The organism is Kribbella sp. NBC_00662 (assembly GCF_041430295.1).
Classification (GTDB): Bacteria; Actinomycetota; Actinomycetes; order Propionibacteriales; family Kribbellaceae; genus Kribbella.
This window is the reverse complement of record NZ_CP109029.1, coordinates 4,779,433-4,799,609: the sequence shown is the minus strand read 5'-3', so window position 1 is coordinate 4,799,609 and position 20,177 is coordinate 4,779,433. Positions and strand designations below refer to the sequence as shown.

Annotated in this window: 19 protein-coding genes; 6 read left to right on the top strand and 13 right to left on the bottom strand. The window is 68.0% G+C overall.

Annotation, left to right across the window (positions count from 1 at the left end; genetic code table 11):
- Positions 1 to 71: 71 nt before the first annotated feature.
- Both mug and OHA10_RS24120 read left to right on the top strand, forming a co-directional pair.
- A complete protein-coding gene (gene mug / locus OHA10_RS24125; protein WP_371401036.1) occupies positions 72 to 572 on the top strand; it encodes a G/U mismatch-specific DNA glycosylase in 501 nt (166 codons plus the stop codon).
- A gap of 24 nt (positions 573 to 596) precedes the next feature.
- Entirely contained in the window at positions 597 to 3,899 is a 3,303-nt protein-coding gene (locus tag OHA10_RS24120; protein WP_371401035.1) for a hypothetical protein, read from the top strand.
- Here OHA10_RS24120 and ligD read toward each other — a convergent pair.
- From ligD to OHA10_RS24095, 5 genes are all read right to left on the bottom strand, one after another.
- On the bottom strand, positions 3,896 to 4,873 hold the full coding sequence (gene ligD / locus OHA10_RS24115; RefSeq protein ID WP_371401034.1) for a non-homologous end-joining DNA ligase: 978 nt from the start codon (positions 4,871 to 4,873) through the stop codon (positions 3,896 to 3,898). The two genes, OHA10_RS24120 and ligD, sit on opposite strands and share 4 nt — an antisense overlap.
- 89 nt (positions 4,874 to 4,962) lie before the next feature.
- Complete coding sequence (locus OHA10_RS24110; RefSeq protein WP_371401033.1) at positions 4,963 to 6,045, bottom strand: hypothetical protein; 1,083 nt, start codon at positions 6,043 to 6,045, stop codon at positions 4,963 to 4,965.
- The gene (locus OHA10_RS24105; RefSeq protein WP_371401032.1) at positions 6,042 to 6,887 is read right to left on the bottom strand and encodes an acetylxylan esterase; all 846 of its coding nucleotides are present in this window, start codon (positions 6,885 to 6,887) and stop codon (positions 6,042 to 6,044) included. Before OHA10_RS24105 ends, OHA10_RS24110 begins: the two co-directional genes overlap by 4 nt.
- A gap of 4 nt (positions 6,888 to 6,891) precedes the next feature.
- Positions 6,892 to 7,818 (bottom strand): acetylxylan esterase, encoded by a 927-nt coding sequence (locus tag OHA10_RS24100; protein WP_371401031.1) that lies wholly within the window; start codon positions 7,816 to 7,818, stop codon positions 6,892 to 6,894.
- Positions 7,815 to 9,125 (bottom strand): hypothetical protein, encoded by a 1,311-nt coding sequence (locus OHA10_RS24095; protein ID WP_371401030.1) that lies wholly within the window; start codon positions 9,123 to 9,125, stop codon positions 7,815 to 7,817. Before OHA10_RS24095 ends, OHA10_RS24100 begins: the two co-directional genes overlap by 4 nt.
- Positions 9,126 to 9,266: 141 nt before the next feature.
- Here OHA10_RS24095 and OHA10_RS24090 point away from each other — a divergent pair, with 141 nt between their 5' ends.
- Complete coding sequence (locus OHA10_RS24090; protein WP_371401029.1) at positions 9,267 to 10,148, top strand: NAD-dependent epimerase/dehydratase family protein; 882 nt, start codon at positions 9,267 to 9,269, stop codon at positions 10,146 to 10,148.
- 284 nt (positions 10,149 to 10,432) lie between these two features.
- Here the strand turns inward: OHA10_RS24090 and OHA10_RS24085 are convergent, their stop codons facing one another.
- Complete coding sequence (locus OHA10_RS24085; protein WP_371401028.1) at positions 10,433 to 11,053, bottom strand: hypothetical protein; 621 nt, start codon at positions 11,051 to 11,053, stop codon at positions 10,433 to 10,435.
- A 189-nt stretch (positions 11,054 to 11,242) separates the two neighbouring features.
- On the opposite strand from OHA10_RS24085, the gene OHA10_RS24080 reads away from it, so the two are divergent.
- Positions 11,243 to 11,776: a kinase gene (locus OHA10_RS24080; RefSeq protein ID WP_371401027.1), complete on the top strand. Its 534-nt coding sequence runs from the start codon at positions 11,243 to 11,245 to the stop codon at positions 11,774 to 11,776.
- A 138-nt stretch (positions 11,777 to 11,914) separates the two neighbouring features.
- Here the strand turns inward: OHA10_RS24080 and dusB are convergent, their stop codons facing one another.
- From dusB to OHA10_RS24060, 4 genes are all read right to left on the bottom strand, one after another.
- The gene (dusB, locus tag OHA10_RS24075) at positions 11,915 to 13,036 is read right to left on the bottom strand and encodes a tRNA dihydrouridine synthase DusB (protein WP_371401026.1); all 1,122 of its coding nucleotides are present in this window, start codon (positions 13,034 to 13,036) and stop codon (positions 11,915 to 11,917) included.
- On the bottom strand, positions 13,036 to 13,719 hold the full coding sequence (locus OHA10_RS24070; RefSeq protein ID WP_371401025.1) for a hypothetical protein: 684 nt from the start codon (positions 13,717 to 13,719) through the stop codon (positions 13,036 to 13,038). Before OHA10_RS24070 ends, dusB begins: the two co-directional genes overlap by 1 nt.
- A 2-nt stretch (positions 13,720 to 13,721) precedes the next feature.
- Complete coding sequence (locus tag OHA10_RS24065; protein WP_371401024.1) at positions 13,722 to 15,107, bottom strand: glycine--tRNA ligase; 1,386 nt, start codon at positions 15,105 to 15,107, stop codon at positions 13,722 to 13,724.
- Positions 15,108 to 15,188: 81 nt separating this feature from the next.
- A complete protein-coding gene (locus OHA10_RS24060) occupies positions 15,189 to 15,482 on the bottom strand; it encodes an antibiotic biosynthesis monooxygenase (RefSeq protein ID WP_371401023.1) in 294 nt (97 codons plus the stop codon).
- A gap of 33 nt (positions 15,483 to 15,515) precedes the next feature.
- Here OHA10_RS24060 and OHA10_RS24055 point away from each other — a divergent pair, with 33 nt between their 5' ends.
- Positions 15,516 to 15,812, top strand: coding sequence for a DUF6703 family protein (locus OHA10_RS24055; protein WP_371401022.1), 297 nt, complete (start codon positions 15,516 to 15,518; stop codon positions 15,810 to 15,812).
- Here OHA10_RS24055 and OHA10_RS24050 read toward each other — a convergent pair whose 3' ends face one another.
- A complete protein-coding gene (locus tag OHA10_RS24050; protein ID WP_371401021.1) occupies positions 15,813 to 16,355 on the bottom strand; it encodes a TetR/AcrR family transcriptional regulator in 543 nt (180 codons plus the stop codon).
- A gap of 94 nt (positions 16,356 to 16,449) precedes the next feature.
- On the opposite strand from OHA10_RS24050, the gene OHA10_RS24045 reads away from it, so the two are divergent.
- Positions 16,450 to 17,670 (top strand): FAD-dependent monooxygenase, encoded by a 1,221-nt coding sequence (locus OHA10_RS24045; RefSeq protein WP_371401020.1) that lies wholly within the window; start codon positions 16,450 to 16,452, stop codon positions 17,668 to 17,670.
- On the opposite strand, the gene eboE is transcribed toward OHA10_RS24045, so the two are convergent.
- Together eboE and OHA10_RS24035 are read right to left on the bottom strand one after the other, a co-directional pair.
- The gene (eboE, locus tag OHA10_RS24040) at positions 17,626 to 18,768 is read right to left on the bottom strand and encodes a metabolite traffic protein EboE (protein WP_371401019.1); all 1,143 of its coding nucleotides are present in this window, start codon (positions 18,766 to 18,768) and stop codon (positions 17,626 to 17,628) included. The genes OHA10_RS24045 and eboE overlap by 45 nt on opposite strands.
- A gap of 104 nt (positions 18,769 to 18,872) precedes the next feature.
- Positions 18,873 to 20,168, bottom strand: a complete 1,296-nt coding sequence (locus OHA10_RS24035) for a YibE/F family protein (RefSeq protein ID WP_371401018.1) — start codon at positions 20,166 to 20,168, stop codon at positions 18,873 to 18,875.
- Positions 20,169 to 20,177 lie beyond the last annotated feature (9 nt).

Here is a 20,177-nt window from a genome sequence, read left to right as displayed (position 1 = left end):
GTCAACCTTAGGTTGACGACGTAGGCCCGTCAACCCTGGGTTGACGGGCCAGGCTTGGGTAGCTTGTGCCCATGCAACCTCTGCCCGATGTGATGAGGCCCGGCCTGAAGGTGCTGTTCTGCGGGATCAATCCGGGGTTGATGTCGGCGGAGACCGGGCACCACTTCGCGCGGCCCGGGAATCGGTTCTGGCCGGCGTTGCACCTCAGCGGGTTCACTCCGCGGCAGCTGAAGCCGTCCGAGCAGCGTGAACTGCTGGAGTACGGGCTCGGCATCACCAACGTGGTCGACAAGCCGAGTGCCCGCGCCGACGAGCTCACCCGCGCGGAGCTCGTCGCCGGCGGCGAGCAACTGGTCGCGAAGGTGCTCGAGGTCCAGCCCGAATGGCTCGCCGTCCTCGGTGTCACCGCCTACCGCGACGCCTTCGCCGAGCGAACGGCGGCTATCGGCAAGCAGGACCGCACCATCGGCACGACCCGAGTCTGGATCCTCCCGAATCCGAGCGGTCTGAACGCGCACTACACGCTGCCGAAGCTCGCCGAGGCCTTCGCGGAGCTGCGGCAGGTGAGTTGACCGGTCGTTCGGCAGGATGGGGTCATGCGAGCGACGGACCTGCTGCAGGCGATCGATCAGCTGTCGTACGGCGACCGGCTGCGGCACGTGGCGCTCGAAGGCCGCCGATTGCGCGGCACCCCCGAGCTCGGCGAGCTACTAGGTGAGCTCGGGCGCGGTACGCCGTACGAGCGGACCCTCGGCGTCACGATCGCGCAGGTCACGGGTGCTGCCGACTACGTGACGCGGCTGCTCAACGATCCGACTCCCGCGGTGCAGCATCGCGCACTCGCGGCGGTCGGCAGAGGTGTCGCGGTCTCGGACGACGACTTGCGGATCCTGTACGACGACGCGCCGGCCGTACTGCGCACCAAGCTCCTGCACGTCATCCGGAAGACCGGCCGATCCGCGCTCGCCGCCCGGCTGATCGACGACCACCGCGAACGCTGGGGCGACCGCGCCGCCGCGAGTCTGCTTCCCACCACCGACGGTGAGACCGTCGAGCGGTTGTTGCCCGAGCTCGCTTACATCCTCGGTCCGGGCGAATGGGAGCGGCTCGGATCGCGACACCCGAAGGTCGTCCTCGCCTACGCGCACGGCACACTGCCGTCCGGCCCGGACCGCGACGAGTGGTGGCAGGGCACGGCGTACGGCGTGGTCGGGGCGCTCGAGCACGACCGCGCCCAGGTGACCGAGTTGCTGACCTCGGCACTCCTGCCGGATCAGTTGCCGCTAGCAATCATCTCGATTCTCGGCCGGTTGGATCCCGAAGCGGTGCTGCGGATCCTGCTGACGCCCGAGCGGCCGAGGTGGGCTGCGCTGACTCCCGCGGTACGCCGGCGGCTCTACCGCTACTCCGACGACGACCTGATCGCGCTCGGCCGGTTGCTGTGGCCGAATCTGACCGAGCTGCTCGGCGACCTGCCGCCGTCCCGTCGCGCGACGGTGTTCGACGGCATCACGAGGACGGTCGACCTCAGTCGGCACGTGTTCGCCGAGGATCTGCTCGCCGTACTCCCCCGCTCGGTCCGGTTCGCCCAGGCCCGGCGGATGCTCACCCTGCCGACGATTGCTGAGGGCAACCACTCGCGCTGGTACATCACCGCGTTCCTGCCGTACGACGAGGCGTTCGCGCTGCTCGAGCCGGAGATCACACAGCCGGACGCCGATGATCGGGCTTTGGTGTACCAGGCGGTCGTCGCCTCGGCCGGACACTCGCGGCAACCAGCTTCCGTCCAGGCCGCGGTCGCCTGGGCGACCCGAGCCCGGAACGATCGCGACACGGTTCGCCAGACCGTCTTGCGAGCCGTCAGCAACCTTCCGCCGTCGATGGTGAGCGGCTCGCTGACGGGCTCGCTCGAGAGCTTGCTGACGAGTGCCTTGGAGGCGCGCGACACCAGTTGGGGCACGCAACGAGCGCTGAGCACGCTCGCCACCACCGCCGTCCAGGAAGGTGCCCGTCGCAACGATCCGGCGCTGCTGGAGTGGGGTCTGCAAGCACATGGGCGGCTGACGGAGAACCAGGGCTCGCTACCGCTGTACGGGCTGATCGAAGGGCTGCCGCGCGGTCAGGAGAGGGCGGTGTACGACGTACTGCGCAAGTACGTCGACGACGGGGTGGCGCGGAAAGAGTTCCGGCTGCCGTTCGCGATCTCGCGAGCGTTCGACGAGCGCGGCTGGTCGAACGAGCACCTGCAGGCCGCGCTCGAACAGGCGGTCTGGTCGAACCAGGAGTACACCGTCGGCGAGGCGACCGAGTTGTGGTTGTGGCCGTCGTCGACGCGTGGCGAGCGGGTCGAGCAGATCATCAGACGAGATGTCGGGATGGCGCGCTGGGATCCGGTCTGGCAGGCGGTGACCGAAGTACGGACCGATCTGCTGGACGTCGTCCTCGCGCATCCCGACCGGATCCGCCGGTTCGAGCGCGACCATCCGGCCTGGAACGTGTCGGACCGCGCGATCCGCCGCTGGCTCCCGCGGCAGCAGTCGCGGTACGCCGAACTCGTCGCCGGCGCTGCCTCTGACGAGAGAATGCCGGACTGGGCTCGGGCGAACGCGGTCTCGACGCTGGGCCGTGTGCCAGGCGCCGGGCGGGCTGCGCTCGAGCGGTTCCTCACGCATGAATCCGTGCTGCTGCAGGAGGCTGCGCTCGGTGCGTTGGCGTGGACGGATGCGCCGCAGGAGGCGTTGCCGGTTCTGCTTGCGCACGCCGGTGACGACCGTGCTCGGGTCGCGATGTATGCGGTGACGCGGGCGGCGATGTTCGTGCGGCCGAGCCGGTTGCCGGGGCTGTTGCATCCGCTGCTGATTGGCGAGGGCGTGAAGATCACCTCCCGTAAGGAGGCCGCACGTTTGCTGGGCAAGCTGCGGGCTCCTGGTGCGAGTGCTGTGCTCGCGGATGCGTGGGCCTCGGCGCATCGTGATGTGAAGGCGGCGATCGCCAGCGCGGCATCGCAGTACCTGCTGCATGAGCCGGCGAGTTGGGCGTTGCTGCAGCAGGCGGTTCACGACAGCGCGGCTACGGCGACAGTTCTGACGCAGCGACCGGCGTACGGGATGGCGGCGAAGTACCGTGCTCGGTACGCCGACCTGCTGGTGGCGGTGACGAACCGGCCCGAGCCGGAGGTGGTGCGGAGCGCGATACGGTCGCTGCCGCGGTGGGCGCGCTGGAATCCGGCGGTCGCGCCGATCTGCGTGGACTTTGTCGCCGATCTCACCGCCAGCACCGTCTGGAACGACGCGATCACCGCGCTGGTCGCCATCGACCCCGAGCTGGCCGGGGACGAGGTCGTCAGGGCGGCCCGTCTACTGGTCCGGCTCGAAGCCGACCCGCGCCTGGCTGATGCGCTGGCCGACCGCGACCACCCGGCCAGGCAACGGCTCGAAGTGCTGGTCCAGCGCCTGACCGAGGCCTTCTACGCGAAGCCGGACCGGGAGATCCTCAGGACGGTCGCCGCAGAACTCGACAGCCCGGATCTGCTGCAGATGCGGTTGGACCTACTCGTCGACTCGGTCGACTGGCACAACCCCGAGACCGATCTCCACGCCATCGTCGAGGCAGTCGAGGGACGTCCATTGGCGGCGCACTCCGCGTCGTCCCGCCTCGGTGCGCGGCTGGGAATCCTCACGTCGCGCTGGAGGCCCGAGCTGCTCGAGGAGCCGGTGCGCCTCATGCTCCGCGGCGAGACGCTGATGGCGGGCCTGCTCGCCGGTTCGCTGATCGCCGAGGCGGGTCGTCGCACCGGCTGGGCACCGGCGTGGCGGGAGTTGCTGACCGAGCTGCGCAGGCACCCCCATCCCGACGTACGGCAGGAAGCGCTGAACGTGAAGACCGCTACCGAGGTCTAGGACTCCTTCTCGGCGGCCTCGCGGGCGCGTTTGCGGCGTTTGCCTTCGTGCATCGCGACAACTCGGGCGACCGGGATCGCGCGGCCTTCCTCCAGCAGGTCCTCGGGGAGATCCTGCGGCGCCGGGAGTTCGTCGGCCCACGGGTCGCGGTCGCCCAGCAGTTCGATCGCGTTCCGTACGGTGAAGTCGCGTGGGGTGACGCTCTCCAGGTCGTCCCAGCCCACCGGGTACGAGACCGTCGTACCGGGCCGGACCCGCGGGCTGTACGCCGCGACGATCGTCGCTCCGCCGGAACGGGTGGAGTCGACGAACACCTTCCCGTGCCGATCCTCCTTGATGTACGCCGTGGTCGCGACCGCCGGATCGATCTTCTCGGCCCGCGCCGCGATCGCCCTTGTCGCAGCCGCGGCATCCTCGATCGAGATCGTGTCGACGATCGGCACGATCACGTGCACGCCCTTCGCTCCGCTGGTCTTGACCGCACCGGAGAGGCCGGAGTCCGTCAGCGCCTGGCGTACGAGGAGCGCGGCCTGCACCGCCATCTCGAACGTCTCGCCCTCCGGCGGGTCGAGATCGAGGACGAGATGCGTGACGCGATCCCAGCGGTCGGCGCGCATCAGCGTCGGGTGGTACTCGACCGCACGCTGGTTGGCGAACCACAGCAACGTCCGCCGGTCGTCGCACAGGGCATAGGACACCTCGCGCTTCGACGCCTCGGCCCAGACCGGCACGGTCTTCACCCAGTCCGGCGTGTACTTGGGGACGTTCTTCTGCATGAACTTCGGCTGCCCCGGACGGATCCGGATCACCGACAGCGGCCGCTCCCGCAACTCCGGGAGGATCCGCTCGTGCACCGCGTCCAGGTAGTCGACCAGGTCCCGCTTGGTTGCCTCCGCCCCGTCGAACAACGGCTGATCCAAGTTGGTCAGGTCTACGCCGTCCCGCGTCTCATCCGGCTTGCTTGTGCCCGGCACGGTTCCTCCCTCGAGTGATTGCGGTGTCCAGGTGCGTGCATCGGGGTGCCTGGGCGCCGCAAGCGCCGAGGGAGGGACCGTGCCGGGCACTAACCATTCCCAGAGCTTAGGAGCTTCTGTAGTGCTTCGAGAACCACTTTGTCCTCACCGGACTGGAGCGTCTGCGGGTTGAGCGCGATCGCGTCGTCCGGCAGGCCGAAGGTTCCGACCGCGATTCGAGGGTCGCCGTCCCACAGCTTCTTGATCACGTCGTCGCGGTTCCCGGGGAGTCTGAGCACCGCCCGGCTGTGCGGCTGGCCTGCCTCGCTCGGATAACCGCGTTCGACGACCACCCCGGGGATCCCCTGCAGTCCGGCGATCCAGTCGTCGACCATCCGCTCGTACGACGCCAGCATCGCGGCCTCGTCCTGCTCGAGCGTCCACTCGACCGCGGCGAGCAGTCCGAGCAACTCCTCCTTGCCCACCTTCATCCCTCGACCGATCTCGTGATTGGGCGACGAGTGCGCGCGGATCCGGTCGACCAGCCAGGCCTTCCCCAGTACGAGGCCGCTCGCCTGCGGGCCGCGCAGACCCTTCCCGCCGCTGACGATGACCGCGTCCGCGCCGACATCCCGGGTGAACCGCCACAGCGACGACACCGGCGGGATCTGCGCGGCAGCATCCACGATCACCGGGGTGGCAGGGCCGTCCACTTCCCGCGCGATCCGGACCACCTCCTCGATCGGAAGCGCGCCGGCCGCGTAGTGCGCGCCGGCCATCCAGAGCACGCAGGCGGGCCGTCGTACGAGTGCTGCTCGCAGTTCCTCCAGAGACGGACCGACCTCGACGATCTGGACGCCGAGGAAGCGAGCCGAGTAGTCGTACCCGTTGCGCTGGCTCGCGAACATCACGACCTCGGCGTCGGTCGGGAATGCCTGCGACTCGGTGGTGATGCACGAGGCGATCGCGAGGGTGATGGCGGCCGCCGCGCCTGAGGTGACGTACGCGGACTCGTTGTGGGTCAGCTCGGCGAGACGCTCACCGACACGGAGCTGCAACTCCGGCAGATCGACGAAGCGGGTCGCGGCGTCGGCCATCGCCTGGATGACGGGCGGCGGCATCAGCGAGCCGCCGAGGACCGTGACCGTGGCGTTGGCGTTGATGACCGGGCGGACGCCGAAAGGGGCGGTCATGCGATGAACTTCGACATGGCGGGTACTCCGGATCGGTCCGCGAGCCAGGCATCGAGGAAGTCGTTGTCGGTGCCGTCTCGGTGAGTCAGGTTGTAGACCTCGGCGTCCTGGGTGGCCGAGATCAGCGACGCGCACCAGTCTTCGTTGTCGATGGCAAACAAAGTGCGGGCCGTGATCGCGGGAGCGTGCCGGACCGGATCGAAGTACGACAGTGTGGTTGTGAGGGCCGCGGCTGAGGAGCCTGCCCGCAGGTGATCGTTCAGCTCTTCGAGCGGATACATCGATGAGCGGAGTCGTGCCTCCATCGCCCTGTAGAACAGGAGATCCGTCACGCGCACCGTGCTGAACCCAGGACGCCGCGCGGCCGTCAGCACCGCCAGGTCGTCGCCGGTCACGGCGAGCTTGTCCGGATCCACCTCGGCCAGTCCTTGGAGGAACTCCGCTGCGCGGAGACAGTCGGCCGCGATGCCTCGGTAGATGTATGTCGCGGGATCGTCGATGCCCATCGTCAACAGTCCCGGGTACGCCGCCGTGAACCCCTCGTCGGCGAGGCGTTGACCGCGGTGCATGAGGCTGAGTACGACGTACCGGCTGCGGTCGTTCGGATGCGGGATGTTGTTGACGCTGCCGTAGCGCGGGGTGATGAGCAGGGCGGGGAATCGCCCGTCGCCGGCCGGGATGCTGAGGTTGCCGTACACGCGGTACGGGCCGGTGCTGGTGATGCGCAGCGTGTAGAACCTGGCTTCGTCGGTCGTCCGGGCCGGCACGAGATCGAGCACGGGCCGGCCCGGGATCGCCGCCAGTTCGTCGTCGACGGCGGCCCAGTAGCTGTCGAAGGTCATTCGTTCACCGTCCCGGGGTGAGGTGCTCGGCGAGGAAGTCCTCGACGACCCGCATCACGTCCGGCAGGCCGGCGTGGTGCGCGCAGTGCGGATAGGTACGCAGCGTGGTTTCACAGGTCAGCGCGCGGTGCAGTGCGAACCCGGTCTCCGGCGGGCAGACGTCGTCCTCGAGCCCGACGTACAGGAGGGTCGGGGCCTGGACCTTCGGCGCGAAGTTCAGCCCGTCGTAGTACGCGACGGTCTCCCGCACGCGGTCGACGTCCTTCGGGTGGATCCGCAGGTACTCGTTGATCTCCTCGTACGGGTACGAGCGGGTCAGCGTCGGCGCGGTCATGATCCCGCAGAGGTACGGCGCACCGGCCGCCACGCATCGGATCACGTCCGGGAGCAGAGCGGCCGTGGAGATCCCGAGACCGCCGCCCTGGCTCGACCCTTGTAGTCCGATCCGGTGACTGTCGACATCGGGACGATCCAGTAGCACTTCGACCGCACGCACGACATCGAGGTAGAACCCGCGGTACCCGTACGTGTTGGGGTCGACGATGTTGTGCGTCAGCAGCCCCGGGTAGCCCGGGTTGAACGTCTCGTTCGACCTCAACTTGCCGCGTGGCGCCACCGCGAGCGCGGCGTACCCGAGCTCGGACCACTCCTTCGGAATCGTCGGCTCCGAGATGTAGCCGGGGATCGTGACGAGAGCAGGCAACGGCTTCGGATGATCGCGCGGAATGGTATACCAGCCGGCGATCCGCAGACCGCCGTAGCTCGTGTAGCGCAGGTCGTGGACAACCACCTTGTCCGTGGAGAGCGTCGGCATCTCGATGAAGACGGGGTCCAGCGGGTACGACGCACAGTCCGCCATCCCGGCTGCCCAGAACTCGTCGAAATCGTCGGGAAACTCGACCTCGACGGTCGCATTCTCGGGGTCTCTCAAGAGCGTTCCTCTCGGTTCTCCAACGCTTGGGCGATGCGTAGTCGGTACAGGCGCGTCGGGCGTCCTTTGGGGTGGTGCTGGGCGGTGCCTTCGACGCTCACCAAGCCGCCTGCGTCCAGGGTGCGGACCAGCCGGCGCCCACTCTGATCCGTGATGCCCAGATGACCGGCGAGCTCTCCGGGCGAGAGCGTGCGGCCCTGCAGTTCGTGGTCCAGCGCGGCGAGCCGGGACACAGTGGCGGCGCTCAGGCCGACGTACTTCGCCAGCTGCTCGATCTCTTCGCCGTGCTCGCGGTACGAGAACCGCAGCGCCTCGCCGGCCGGGCCCATCGGGCCGATGACGACGCCGCTGTCCTCGAACAGGTACGCGCAGGGTTCGTCGGAGAGCTCGGCACGCGCGGCCGCCTGCTCGGCGAGCAGGACGCAGTTGCGCGCGGACACTCCCACACCGAAGCCGGCCGAGATCTGCGTCCCGAGCGCCGCGGCGGCCTCGGCGAGCGCGGGTACGGCGACCCAGTTGCGGGTGATGCGCTCGAACAACGCCTTGTGGGCGAACACGACGACCCCGCGGCGCCCGCGGTTCTCGATCCACGCGCCCGCGAACTCCGGGGTGTTGAGCAGGTGGTTCATCAGCCCGATCCGGGCGCGTTCGACGTCCGCCGACCGGTCGATGAGGAACACGCCGGCGGCGAACCGCTGGGCGCTGGCGCGCTCGGACTCGATCCGCAGCGCAAGTTCGTGCAACTCGGTGCGAATCGTGGCCGGCACCGGCATACCGCTCATGATCGGGATCTGTCCGTCGAGCCGCTCGCGGACCGCGGCACGGCCGCTGATCACGTAGCCCCGGTCGCCGAACTTTTGGTATACCGAACGGTGGAAGCCGACGATCTCGGCCACGCTCTGAGTAGGTGCGTAGGGCAAGCAATCGATCTGGTCCCGGTCGAGGTCGAGTGCGGTCGCCACCGCTTCGACCGCCTCGGCCGGAAACGTGTCGATACTGACCGGCGTCGGACCCCAGCCGCGTTCCCGAGCGCGGTACAACGCGAGCGTCAGATCGAGCGCCGACGACCGGATCACGCCGACCGAGAGGCCGGGCGGCAACAGTTCACGGCTCGCGGCGTACGGCACCGGTCCGGCCAGGAAGCCGTCGAGTCGCGTCGTACGGAGGAACTCGGCGACCTTGTCGCGGATCTCGTCCTCGTGGTCGTACGTGACCCACTCGAGCCCCACACCGCCGAGCGTGCGCGCCGCGTCGTGGAACAGCTCGTGGTGGGTCGCGTGCGTGACGACCCCGATCACGATGTCCACGGCACTCCTTCAACGAACCAGGTTCGGAAGTGATTCATAAATCCAATGCGGTCCAACGTCCCCTGGTTTCGCGGGTCAGGTCAAGGGATGTGCGGGATTCGTTCAAGCCGTGGACGTCTTCGCGGTCTTAGCGTCGCGGCCATGATTCTCGTCACCGGTGGGCTCGGCATGATCGGCGCCCACACCGCCCGCACCCTCGTCGACCTCGGACAGGAGGTCGTCGTCACGTCCCACCGGCGTACCGACCCGCCGTCGTTCCTCGACGGCAAAGTCATCGTGGAGCAGCTCGACGTCACCGACCGGGACGCGTTCCTCGCGCTCGGCTCGCAGTACGAGTTCAGCGACATCGTGCACCTGGCCGGCTCGATCCCGGCCGAGGATCCGGTCGCGTACTTCCGCCACGACCTCACCGGGCTGCTCAATGCGCTGGATGCGGCACGGGCGTGGGGCGTGCGGCGGTTCGCGGTCGCCAGCAGCATCGGGGTGTACATCGGGCAGGACGAAAACCCTTGGCATGAGGGCCTTCCGCTACCGACCGCCGATCTCCCGCACCTGATCGTCGCCTTCAAGAAAGCCGTCGAGCCCGTGACAACACACAGCCTCGCCGGAACCGGCATCCACCCGATCGTCCTCCGAATCGGCTCGACCTGGGGCCCGCTGATGGACCCCGAGTCGATCTTCAGCCCGATCCCGCCGCACGTCAGCGCCGTACTCCGCGGCGAAACCCCCACTCCCCTCCCGGCCGACGCCGGCGGCGACTGGTGCTACGCCCCCGACATGGGCCGCGCGATCGCCTCCCTCGTCAACGCCGACACCCTCAACCACACCACCTACAACGTCTCGAGCGGCAAGCCGTTTATCTACGCCGAAGCAGCCGGCCAACTGACCGTCGAGCCCGGCGGCGAGACCAGTCCGCATCTGGACGTCACCCGCCTGACCACCGAAACCGGCTTCACCCCCACCTTCACCTTCCCCGAAGCCGTCGCCCACTACATCACCTGGCGCACCACCAACCCCCGCTGAAAGGCCCCGCCCATGCTCGACCCCACCATCCGCCAAGTCCTGACCGGCGCCACCTTCGCCCACCTGGCAACAATCCTCCACCATCCGCGGCCGAGTCATCGACTGGATCGAAGGCGACGAGGCCTGGGACATCATCGACCAGCTGGTCGCCAAGTACATAGACATCAAGTACCCACGAGACCACGAACGCGTAGTCCTCGCCGTCGAGCCAGACCACCAGAAGGTCGGCATGAGCTGACCGATCGCCAATTGGTTGCTCTAGGCATCTAGCTTGCCGAGCTCCTTCAGCCGAGGGAGAGCAACCTCTCCTCCAGGAGTGGGCGGACCTCGTCGATGGATTCGCCCAGGTCGAGCCAGGACTGCTCACGCGCCGTGGGCTCGTCCATCCCCGCCACGGCCAGACTGAACACGCCCGTCAGCACGTCCCGCCGCCCATCCGGCTGAACCACCGACAGCCCGAACTCCGCGGCAAGCGCGGTCCGCACCACCTGAGCCTTCCCCGGATCATCCGCCAGCGGCTTCCCACCCGTGAGGAACTTCGGCTCGGCGATGATCTTCAGCCACTCGACCTTGGCCCCTTCGACCTGCTCCCCCAGCAACTCCTCGATCCGGTCGCGCACCGCTCGCCCCGGCTGCTCTCCCAGCCACCCAAGCCAATGGTCAGCCTTGGTGAGCAACTCCAAGTCGTCCCGCGGCCGCCCATGCCGCTTGTTGGCCACAAACTCATCCGTCAGCCGCCCCGCCTCGTCAACCCGCCAACCCCCACGAATCGCCTCCGGCGGCACGTAGCCGTTCGGATCGTCAACCCACTCCCCATCGATCTCGTAAACCCACCCACCCGGATTCCGAGCCGCCTCAGCCACCAGCCCGTCAGGCGGCGTACGCCGCCGCTTGAAAATACTCACCCGCCACACTCTGCCCCATGTCCGCGAGGTGATGCGCGACGCAGGCCGGTTCGGCCGCGCTGAGCGCATGCCAGCTATGCGTCATGATGACGACGGATATGTCGTCGGAATCGTCATGCGACTACCTGCTGATTGCGTTGGGCCGGCGGCGTTGTGCCACGCATCATCTGGCAGGAGAGGAGTGCTGGGGTGGGGAACGAGGCCGTTGGCTCAAGCTCGACACGGCTGATCACGTTGCGGGGCAACAGTGGGTCAGGGAAGTCGGCGGTGGCCGCCGCCGTCCGTGCCGCACGCCCCGTCGGCACGGTCGCCATCCTCGGACAGGACGTCATCCGACGCGACATCCTTGGAATCGGCGAGGATGCCGGAGGCCACCCGATCGGGCTCATCGACCTCGCCGCGAGGTACCTGCTGGAGCGAGGCTTCGACGTGATCATCGAAGGAATCCTGAACGCGAGGTGGTACTCGCAGGCCCTGCCCCGCCTGGTCGCAGATCACCGCGGCGTCTCTCGCACCTACATCTACGACCTGTCCTTCGAGGAGACCCTCCGCAGGCACTCGACAAAGCCAGTCGCAACAGCCTTCGGTGAAGCCGAGATGCGCCAGTGGTACCGCGGCCTCCAACCGATCGCCGACCTCCACGAAAGCATCATCACCGCGGACGACACCTTGGACGCCACAGTCAAACGCATCCTCGAAGACTGCTGGGCATCGCACTCATAGGGCGACCGCGGTCCAGAACGAACCGACGATCATCTCCACCAGATGGGTCGGACGGAGGCACGGTCCGCACGCCGCGAAAGGCGGCCTGAGGAACTGCCGCCGCGGAGCGGTGTCCTTTTGCTGGTGTCTGACGGTTGGTTAGCCGCCGGAGACGCCTATTTCGGCTTCGGCCAGGTCGGTGGTCAGGCCGTCGGTGTCGTCCAGCCAACCCTGTGGGAGGACGACGTGGTCGCGGGGGCTGCCCTGGCGGCCGCGGGGGGCGCCTAGTTCGGCGACTGGGAAGGGGACGGTCGGGTCCAGCTGGGCCAGGAGTTCGTCCAGGTGGGCGAGGGTGTCGACCATGCCGAGAGCAGCGCGGAGTTCGCCGCCGGCTGGGAAGCCCTTCAGGTACCAGGGGACGTGCTTGCGGAAGTCGCGTAGACCGCGCTGCTCACCCATGAGCTCGGCCAGCAGCTCAGCGTGGCGGCGCATGACGACGGCGACCTCGCCCAGAGTCGGCAGATTCAACGCCTCGCCGCCGGCGAAGGCGACGGCCAGGTCGCGGAAGAGCCACGGGCGGCCGAGGCAGCCTCGCCCGACGATCACGCCGGCGCAGCCGGTCTCGGCGACCATCCTGAGGGCGTCGCCGGCTTCCCAGATGTCGCCGTTGCCCAGCACGGGAATCGACACGTGCTCGACCAGTTCGGCGATCGCCGACCAGTCCGCCTGACCGGAGTACGCCTGCGCCGCCGTACGCCCGTGCAACCCGATCGCCGCCGCGCCCGACTCCTCAGCGATCCGACCGGCGTCGAGATACGTCTGGTGGTCGGCATCGATCCCGATCCGCGTCTTCATCGTGACAGGGATGCCGTACGGCGTCGCCGCGTGCACCGCGGACCGCAGGATCGCGCCGAGCAGGTTCCGCTTCCACGGCAGCGCGGCGCCGCCACCCTTGCGCGTCACCTTCGGCACCGGGCAGCCGAAGTTCAGATCGATGTGCGCGACCCCGTAGGTATCACAAAGGATCTGCACGGCACGCCCGATGTAGACCGGGTCGACGCCGTACAGCTGCACCGACCGCACCGTCTCGGAGTCGGCGAACGTCAGCATGTCCAACGACTTCTGGTCACCCTCGACGATCCCGCGGGACGTGATCATCTCGCAGACGTAGAGCCCCGCACCTTGCTCCGCGCACAGCTGCCGGTACGCCGCGTTGGTGATGCCGGCCATCGGCGCCAGCACCACCGGCGTGTCGATCGTGAGCCCGCCCAGCTGCAACATCAGGCCTTCGCCACCAACACCTGGCCGTTGCCGGAAACCTGTGCTTTATAAGGCTGTACGGCGTTCGCGGTCGTCGTCACGTCACACGCGATCCCCGCGTCGGAATGCTTGACCACGGCAACATCGTCCATCGTGCACGTGACCTTCGCGGCATCGGTCACCGTGCGCAGGACCGCGTCGACCACCTTCGCGCGAACGATCGCGACCGAGTCCGACGTGAACTTGTACGACGCCGAGTACTGCTTCGCGTCGACCGTCAGGGTGCCGCTGTACGACTTCCCGGCGTACGTCACCGTGCAGGTGAGCTCATGCTGGCCGGCGGTCTCGACCTTGTCGATGCCGGGGCACTTCACCGTGGTGGTGGCTGCCTTGCCGGCTGCGATCTGCGCCTGCTTGGAGATCGCGAAGGTGATCCGCGAAGCCAGCGGAGCGTCGTCGGCCGGCGCGCCGGTGACCTTCGGCGTCGGCCACGGTTGGGACGGCGTCGGCAGCGGAGTCAGCGAAGGCGTAGAAGCAGTCGGGATCGGAGCACTGGACGACGGCGCGCTCGACGAAGCAGACGCCGACGGCGAACTGCCGGCCGAAGGCTTGCTGTCCGAGCAAGCGGACAACAAGAACACGGCCAGAGCGGACAACCCGAAGACGGCCAGCCCGAAGCGGACCCGATCCCGCGACAGCTTCATCCTCAGCAACCCACCAGATGCTGCGCGAGGTACCCGGTGACCTCGGTCAACGCTACCCGCTCCTGCTTCATCGAGTCGCGCTCCCGGATCGTCACGGCCTGGTCCTCGAGGGTGTCGAAGTCGACGGTGATGCAGTACGGCGTACCGATCTCGTCCTGCCGCCGGTACCGCCGTCCGATCGCGCCGGCATCGTCGAAGTCGACGTTCCAGCTCTTGCGAAGCTCGGCGGCCAGGTCGCGGGCCTTCGGCGACAGGTCTGCGTTGCGCGACAGCGGGAGTACAGCGGCCTTGACCGGCGCGAGCCGCGGGTCGAACCGCAGTACCGTGCGCTTGTCCACACCGCCCTTCGCGTTCGGCGCCTCGTCCTCGGTGTACGCGTCGAGCAGGAAGGCCAGCACGTTGCGGGTCAGGCCGGCCGCGGGCTCGATCACGTACGGCGTCCAGCGCTCGCCCTTCTCCTGGTCGAAGTACGACAGGTCGGCGCCGGAGTGCTTGGAGTGCGTGGTCAGGTCGAAGTCGGTGCGGTTCGCGATGCCCTCGAGCTCGTCGAACTCCTTGCCGCCGAAGTTGAACCGGTACTCGATGTCGACGGTGCGCTTCGAGTAGTGGCTCAGCTTCTCCTTCGGGTGCTCGTAGAACCGCATGTTGTCCGGGTTCAGCCCGAGGCCGGTGTACCAGTCCCAGCGCGCCTTCAGCCAGTACTCGTGCCAGTCCTCGTCGGTGCCCGGCTCGACGAAGAACTCCATCTCCATCTGCTCGAACTCGCGGGTCCGGAAGATGAAGTTGCCCGGCGTGATCTCGTTGCGGAAGCTCTTGCCGACCTGGGCGATGCCGAACGGCGGCTTCTTCCGGGCGGTGCCCATCACGTTCGCGAAGTTGATGAAGATGCCCTGCGCGGTCTCCGGGCGGAGGTAGTGCAGGCCCTCCTCGGACTCGACCGGGCCGAGGTAGGTCTTCAGCAGGCCGTTGAACATCCGCGGCTCGGTGAACGTGCCCTTGTTACCGCAGTTCGGGCAGGCGATCTCGGCCAGCTTGACCTCGTCGACGTCCTTGTTCTTCCGGCGGGCGAAGTCCTCGCGGAGGTGGTCGTCGCGGAAGCGCTTGTGGCAGGACTGGCACTCGGTCAGCGGGTCGACGAACTCGGCCAGGTGGCCGGAGGCCTCCCAGACCTGGGTCGGCAGGATCACCGAGGAGTCCAGCCCGACGATGTCGTCCCGGCCGGTCACCATCGTCCGCCACCACTGGGTCCGGACGTTGTTCTTCAGCTCGACCCCGAGCGGTCCGTAGTCCCAGGCCGACTTGGTACCGCCGTAGATCTCGCCGCAGGGATAGACGAAGCCTCTCCGCTTGCTGAGGCTGACGACGGCATCGACGGTTTCCACGGGCACTTTTCGACTCCAGAACAGGCACAGATGAAGCTACGGAAAGGTCCAGGCTATCGGTCCGGGGTGGCCGCCATCGAATCCGTGCTAGGTCAGCAAATCCCCAGGCCAGTCCTCGTACGCGGTCGGCTCGTCGATCGCCTCCGACAACAGCGGCACCGCGGCCACTTTCACGTCGTACGGCGACAACGCCCGCCGGTAACTCCCGACGTTCACGAACTCCAGGTCGAGCGCCAGCAACTCCGGGTCGTCGACGTTGCGCCCGACCCGGGCCGAGACGAACCCCTTCTGCTGCGAGAGCACGTCGACGGCGACCTTCACCCGCTCCGCGAACTCGCCCTGCGAGGCCTCCGGCACCCGGAACCTGATCACCACGAACACGGGCCCCACCATAAGACCTGGAACAATGGAGGTATGAGCACCCCCAGCAGTCCGTTGCGGCAGCGGATCACGAAGGTCAGTTATCCGTACGTCGCCAAGCTGCACGCCGCGCCGAAGTTGACGTTGCCGGGGATCACCCTGGTGCTCGCACTGGCCGGAGTGTTCGCTCCGGTGGTGGTCGGCGTGCCGGCGCTGGTGCTGCTCGCGCTGTTGCTGGGTTGGCTCGCGTTCCTGTCGTGGCCGGCGGTGACGGGCGGGCCGAAGTTCCTGCGATTGTTCTCGATTCTCGTGATTCTGTTGTTCGCGGTGTCGCGGATCGCCAACGGCTGATCAGGGCCGGCCGAGGCTGTCGTACGCCGCTTCGACCGCGGCCTCACGCAGTTCCGAGACCGGATCGTGGTCGAGCATGACCGCGCAGTCCGACAGGCCGCCGAGTGCGACCATGCAGCGCACTACGTCTGCCAACGACGGGCTTGTGCCGATCAGGAGTTCCGCCAGCGCGCCCCGCCACTCAATGAAGCGTTCGGCGAGTTTGAGCTCGTGCAGCACCGACAGGTCGCGGATCGCGAGCTGGATCAGCGCCCGGTGCCGGTAGGCGAGGTCGAAGTACGAGCCGAGGAGCTCGCGCGGCGCGACCGGCGCGGCGGCCTGCTGCGCGGCGGCGTACGCCTCGAAGTCGGCGATCAACGGCTCGACCAGGCTGTTCAGCAGGTCCTCGCGGGACGCGAAGTGGTAGTACAGCGCCGGCTTGGTCACCCCGAGCCGGTCGGCGATGTCGCGCAGGCTGGTCTGCTGCAGGCCCTTCTCCGCGAACAGCTCCAGCGCGGCCTGCTGGATCCGCGCCCGGGTGTCCCCGGTCCGTTGTCTCGGCATACCCCGAAGATTAACTGACCTTCCGGTAAGTAAGCCATTGACATCGCCGGACGCGTTTGCTTACCTTCCGTTAAGTAAACAAAAGGGGTTCGCGATGAAGGTCCTGATCTCCGGTGGCAGCGTGGCCGGTCCGGTGCTCGCGCACTGGTTGCACCGCTACGGTTTCGAGCCGACGATCGTGGAGCGCACGCCCGAGCTGCGGCACGGCCTGGGCGGACATGCCGTCGACCTGTTCAGCTCGGCTGCCGAGGTGACCCGCTGGATGGGCTGCTGGGACGCGATCGACGCCGCCCGCACCCGGATCGAGTCGATGACGATGGAGCGGTTCGGCCGGCGCCCGGTCGAGGTCGACCTCAGCCGGATGTACGCCGGGATCTCGAGCAGCCACGTGGAGATCCTCCGCGGCGAGCTGACGAGGATCCTGTACGACGCCTCGCGCGACTCGGCGGAGTACCTCTTCGGCGACTCGATCGCGAGCCTCGATGACGACGGCAGCGGCGTGGACGTCACGTTCGACTCCGGCACGCAACGCCGGTTCGACCTGGTCATCGGGGCCGACGGCCTGCACTCGAACGTACGCCGGCTCGCGTTCGGGCCGGAGGAGCCGCTGCGCCGTTGGCTCGGCGGCTACCTCGCCGTGTTCTCGATGCCGGACATCTTCAACATCGGCGACCACACCCTCGCGCACCTGTCGGTCGACAAGCTCATCGGTATCTACGGCGTGCACCAGACCGGCCAGACCCGCAGCGGCTTCCTGTTCCGTACACCGCACGAGCTGCACTACGACTACCGCGACAAGGACGAGCAGAAGGCCTTGCTGGTCAGGGAGTTCAGCAACTACGGCTGGAGGGTGCCGCAGCTGCTGGAGCACCTGGAGTCGGCGGAGGACTTCTACTTCGACTCGATCGCGCAGATCACGCTGGACACGTGGAGCAGTGGACGCATCGGACTGGTCGGCGACGCGGGCTACTGTCCCGGCCCAGCCGTTGGCGGCGGGACCAGTCTGGCCGTCATGACGGCGTACGTCCTGGCTGGCGAGCTGGCCAAGGCAGGCGACGACCTGGCGGCCGGGCTGAAGAACTACGAGCGGATCATCCGCCCGCTGGTCGACCAGAGTCGGCACATCGGTCCGAAGTTGATGAGCACGATCATCCCGGGTAGTCCGCTGGCACTGCGGCTGATGCCGTTCGCCGCCGCAGCACTGCCGAAGCTGCCGACAGCAGCGCAGCGCTTCATCTGGTCGCAGAACGCCGTGGGCAAGACGCTCAGCTCAGTGGACCTCGTCCAGCCCCAGGTCGGTCAGTCGGTCGCGTAGCCACGCCAGCTCCTTGGTGAGCCGTTTGACCAAGGAGTGTCGACCACGCGGCCACACGTACACCTCAGACTCCAGGTGATGCGTGAGTGGATGCCCACCGCCGACCAGTCTGGTCAAACAGTCGTCCAGTACGCCGGTGGTCACGCTCAACCCGTCCGGTGGCGCACTGTGGGCCGCCAGGTGGGTATGCATCCGCCAGGCCGCGTGCCCGGACAGCTCGTACGCCTGCGCTACGTCATCCACTCCGGGCCCGCCCCACTCACGCACCTGCCGCAGGTACTTCGGTGTGCCGAGCTGAGTGAGCACGTACCGACCAGCCGCATCGGACGGGTCCACCAGCGTCGGCGCAACGGACAGCTGTCCTTTGACCACATCGACACCCGTCCGCCACAGCATCTGGAACACATCGGCCGGCTCCTCGAACTGCACGGCCAGATGGCCCGTATCCAATCCCAGTCCGATGCGCGACGTACCGCCGTACGGACTGGAGTAGCGGTCCAGCCACGCCGCCGCCTGACCGACCATTTCGAGGACGCAGCCCGGCTCGGTCTCGACGGCGAGCCGGATCGTCCGTCCGGTCCTCGTCTCGGTGCGGGCGAGGTGCTGCTCGACGCGGTCGAACGCCTCGCGCGCGGCACGATTGCGCGCCTTCGACCACGGCACCCGCCAGGCGAGCGGCACGGTCGAGATCGATCCGTACGACGCGTCCGCGGGAAGCAACTCGGCCAGTACGTCGACCAGGTCGAGGGTGTAGCGGAGCCGCTCCGGGTCGGTCCAGTCGGGGCAGTACAGCTTGCTGGCGACGACCTTGTCGGTGAACTGCGAGTGCGGGGTGCCGTTCAGCGTGACGACCTCGAGCCGGTTGCGCTGCAGCGATCGGCGGAGCTTGCTCAGTGAGGCCGGCGAGTTCGCCAGCCGGTCGGCCAGCCCGTGCGGGAACCACAGTCCGACCCCGAGCACGGGTACGTCGAGTGCCGCGCGCACCGGGCCGGCGCAGTCGTCGAGGCCGGCGATCAGCTCGTCCAGCTCACCGGCCGGATGCACGGTCGCGCAGTACCCCAGATGGACGGTCGAACCGTCCCGATGACGGAATCTCATCAGCGCTCCTCACCCCGTTAGGCCACCGAAGGTAATTACGGGCGGACTCTCCGTGACCTACCAGCACTCTAGGAGCCTGGAGGCGTGGGCGGAAGGGCTGATTTTCAGTTGGTGATGTGTTCCGGTTCCGCAACCAGTTCGCGGGAGCGGTCCGCGACCGCCATTGCGGCAAGGGCGGTGGTGAGCGGTACGGCGGCGATGATGCCGAGGCTGCCGACGAGGCCGCGGACGACCTCCATCGCGACCGACTCGGTGGACAGGACGGCCCGGCCGGGCAGGTCCTGGATGGCGAAGACGAGCAGCACCGGCAACGCTGCACCGGCGTACGCGAGGACAAGGGTGTTGACCACCGACGCGACGTGGGTGCGGCCGATGCGCAGGCCGGCGGCGACGAGCTCGCGGCGGTTGGCGGTCGGGTTCGCCGCGGACAGCTCCCAGACAGCGGCCGCCTGCGTGACGGTGACGTCGTCCAACACGCCGAGCGCGCCGATCACCATGCCCGCGACCAGCAGGCCGGTGAGGTCGATGTCAGGCACCAAGGACTTGGCACCTGACGCACCCTCGGACGCCAGCCCGCTCAACTGGCAGAACTTGGTGAAGAACCAGCCGAGGACGACCGTCAGCCCGAGGGCAGCCACCGTCCCCGACAATGCGATCGAACTCTCGGCATTTATCCCGTGGGTGAGGAACAACGCGATCGCCATGATCACCGTGCCGCCGACGACCGCGACCAGCAGTGCGTTCTCGCCGTGGAGGATCGCCGGGAGGATGAACTGCGTCAGCATGACCGCCGTCACCGCCAGCGCGATCAGCGCCGCGAAGCCTCGCCAGCGCGACAGCGCGACAACCGCGACCGCGAAGATCCCGGCCAGCCACAGCAACGAGTTGGTCCGGTCGTGGTCGACGTATGTGTACCGGCCGGCGACGGTCGGCGCATCCTGCACCCCGAGCATGATCGTCTGTCCGACCTTGACCGGGATCGACGTCTGATTGGCCGGCGGGACCTCGACCGGGATCACCTTGCCCTTGTCGGGCCCACTGGTGAGCTTGACCGTCGCCTGGTCGCACTGGGGTTTCGCGCCCGGACACGGCTTGATCGCCGTGACCTCGCCGCGGGCGGTCTGGGTCTGGTACGACGCGACCTTCACGTCACCGTTGGGCCACATGACGATCATGCCGACGACCGCGGCGATGAGGAGCGGGATCAGCACCGCGGCGACGACGATCCGGACCCGGCGGGCGACGATCGCGTCGGAGTTCACTACCGACGTGTCGACCACATGGTCGCCGTGACCGTGACCGTGTCCATGACCGTGTCCGTGCCCCTGGGGAATTTCCAGCTTCCGGCGCCGGTTGCTCCGGTGGTCGGCGCGCCGACGCCCGACGTTGCGGCTGGCCATCGTGACTCC

Bases quoted from the DNA above. Each gene is read 5' to 3' on its own strand.
- OHA10_RS24055 (WP_371401022.1), top strand. From the start codon at position 15,516: ATGAGCACCCCCAGCAGTCCGTTGCGGCAGCGGATCACGAAGGTCAGT.
- dusB (WP_371401026.1), bottom strand. From the start codon at position 13,036: ATGTTGCAGCTGGGCGGGCTCACGATCGACACGCCGGTGGTGCTGGCG.
- OHA10_RS24070 (WP_371401025.1), bottom strand. From the start codon at position 13,719: ATGAAGCTGTCGCGGGATCGGGTCCGCTTCGGGCTGGCCGTCTTCGGG.
- OHA10_RS24110 (WP_371401033.1), bottom strand. From the start codon at position 6,045: ATGACCGCCCCTTTCGGCGTCCGCCCGGTCATCAACGCCAACGCCACG.
- eboE (WP_371401019.1), bottom strand. From the start codon at position 18,768: ATGAGATTCCGTCATCGGGACGGTTCGACCGTCCATCTGGGGTACTGC.
- OHA10_RS24045 (WP_371401020.1), top strand. From the start codon at position 16,450: ATGAAGGTCCTGATCTCCGGTGGCAGCGTGGCCGGTCCGGTGCTCGCG.
- OHA10_RS24035 (WP_371401018.1), bottom strand. From the start codon at position 20,168: ATGGCCAGCCGCAACGTCGGGCGTCGGCGCGCCGACCACCGGAGCAAC.
- mug (WP_371401036.1), top strand. From the start codon at position 72: ATGCAACCTCTGCCCGATGTGATGAGGCCCGGCCTGAAGGTGCTGTTC.
- OHA10_RS24120 (WP_371401035.1), top strand. From the start codon at position 597: ATGCGAGCGACGGACCTGCTGCAGGCGATCGATCAGCTGTCGTACGGC.
- OHA10_RS24090 (WP_371401029.1), top strand. From the start codon at position 9,267: ATGATTCTCGTCACCGGTGGGCTCGGCATGATCGGCGCCCACACCGCC.
- OHA10_RS24050 (WP_371401021.1), bottom strand. From the start codon at position 16,355: ATGCCGAGACAACGGACCGGGGACACCCGGGCGCGGATCCAGCAGGCC.
- OHA10_RS24105 (WP_371401032.1), bottom strand. From the start codon at position 6,887: ATGACCTTCGACAGCTACTGGGCCGCCGTCGACGACGAACTGGCGGCG.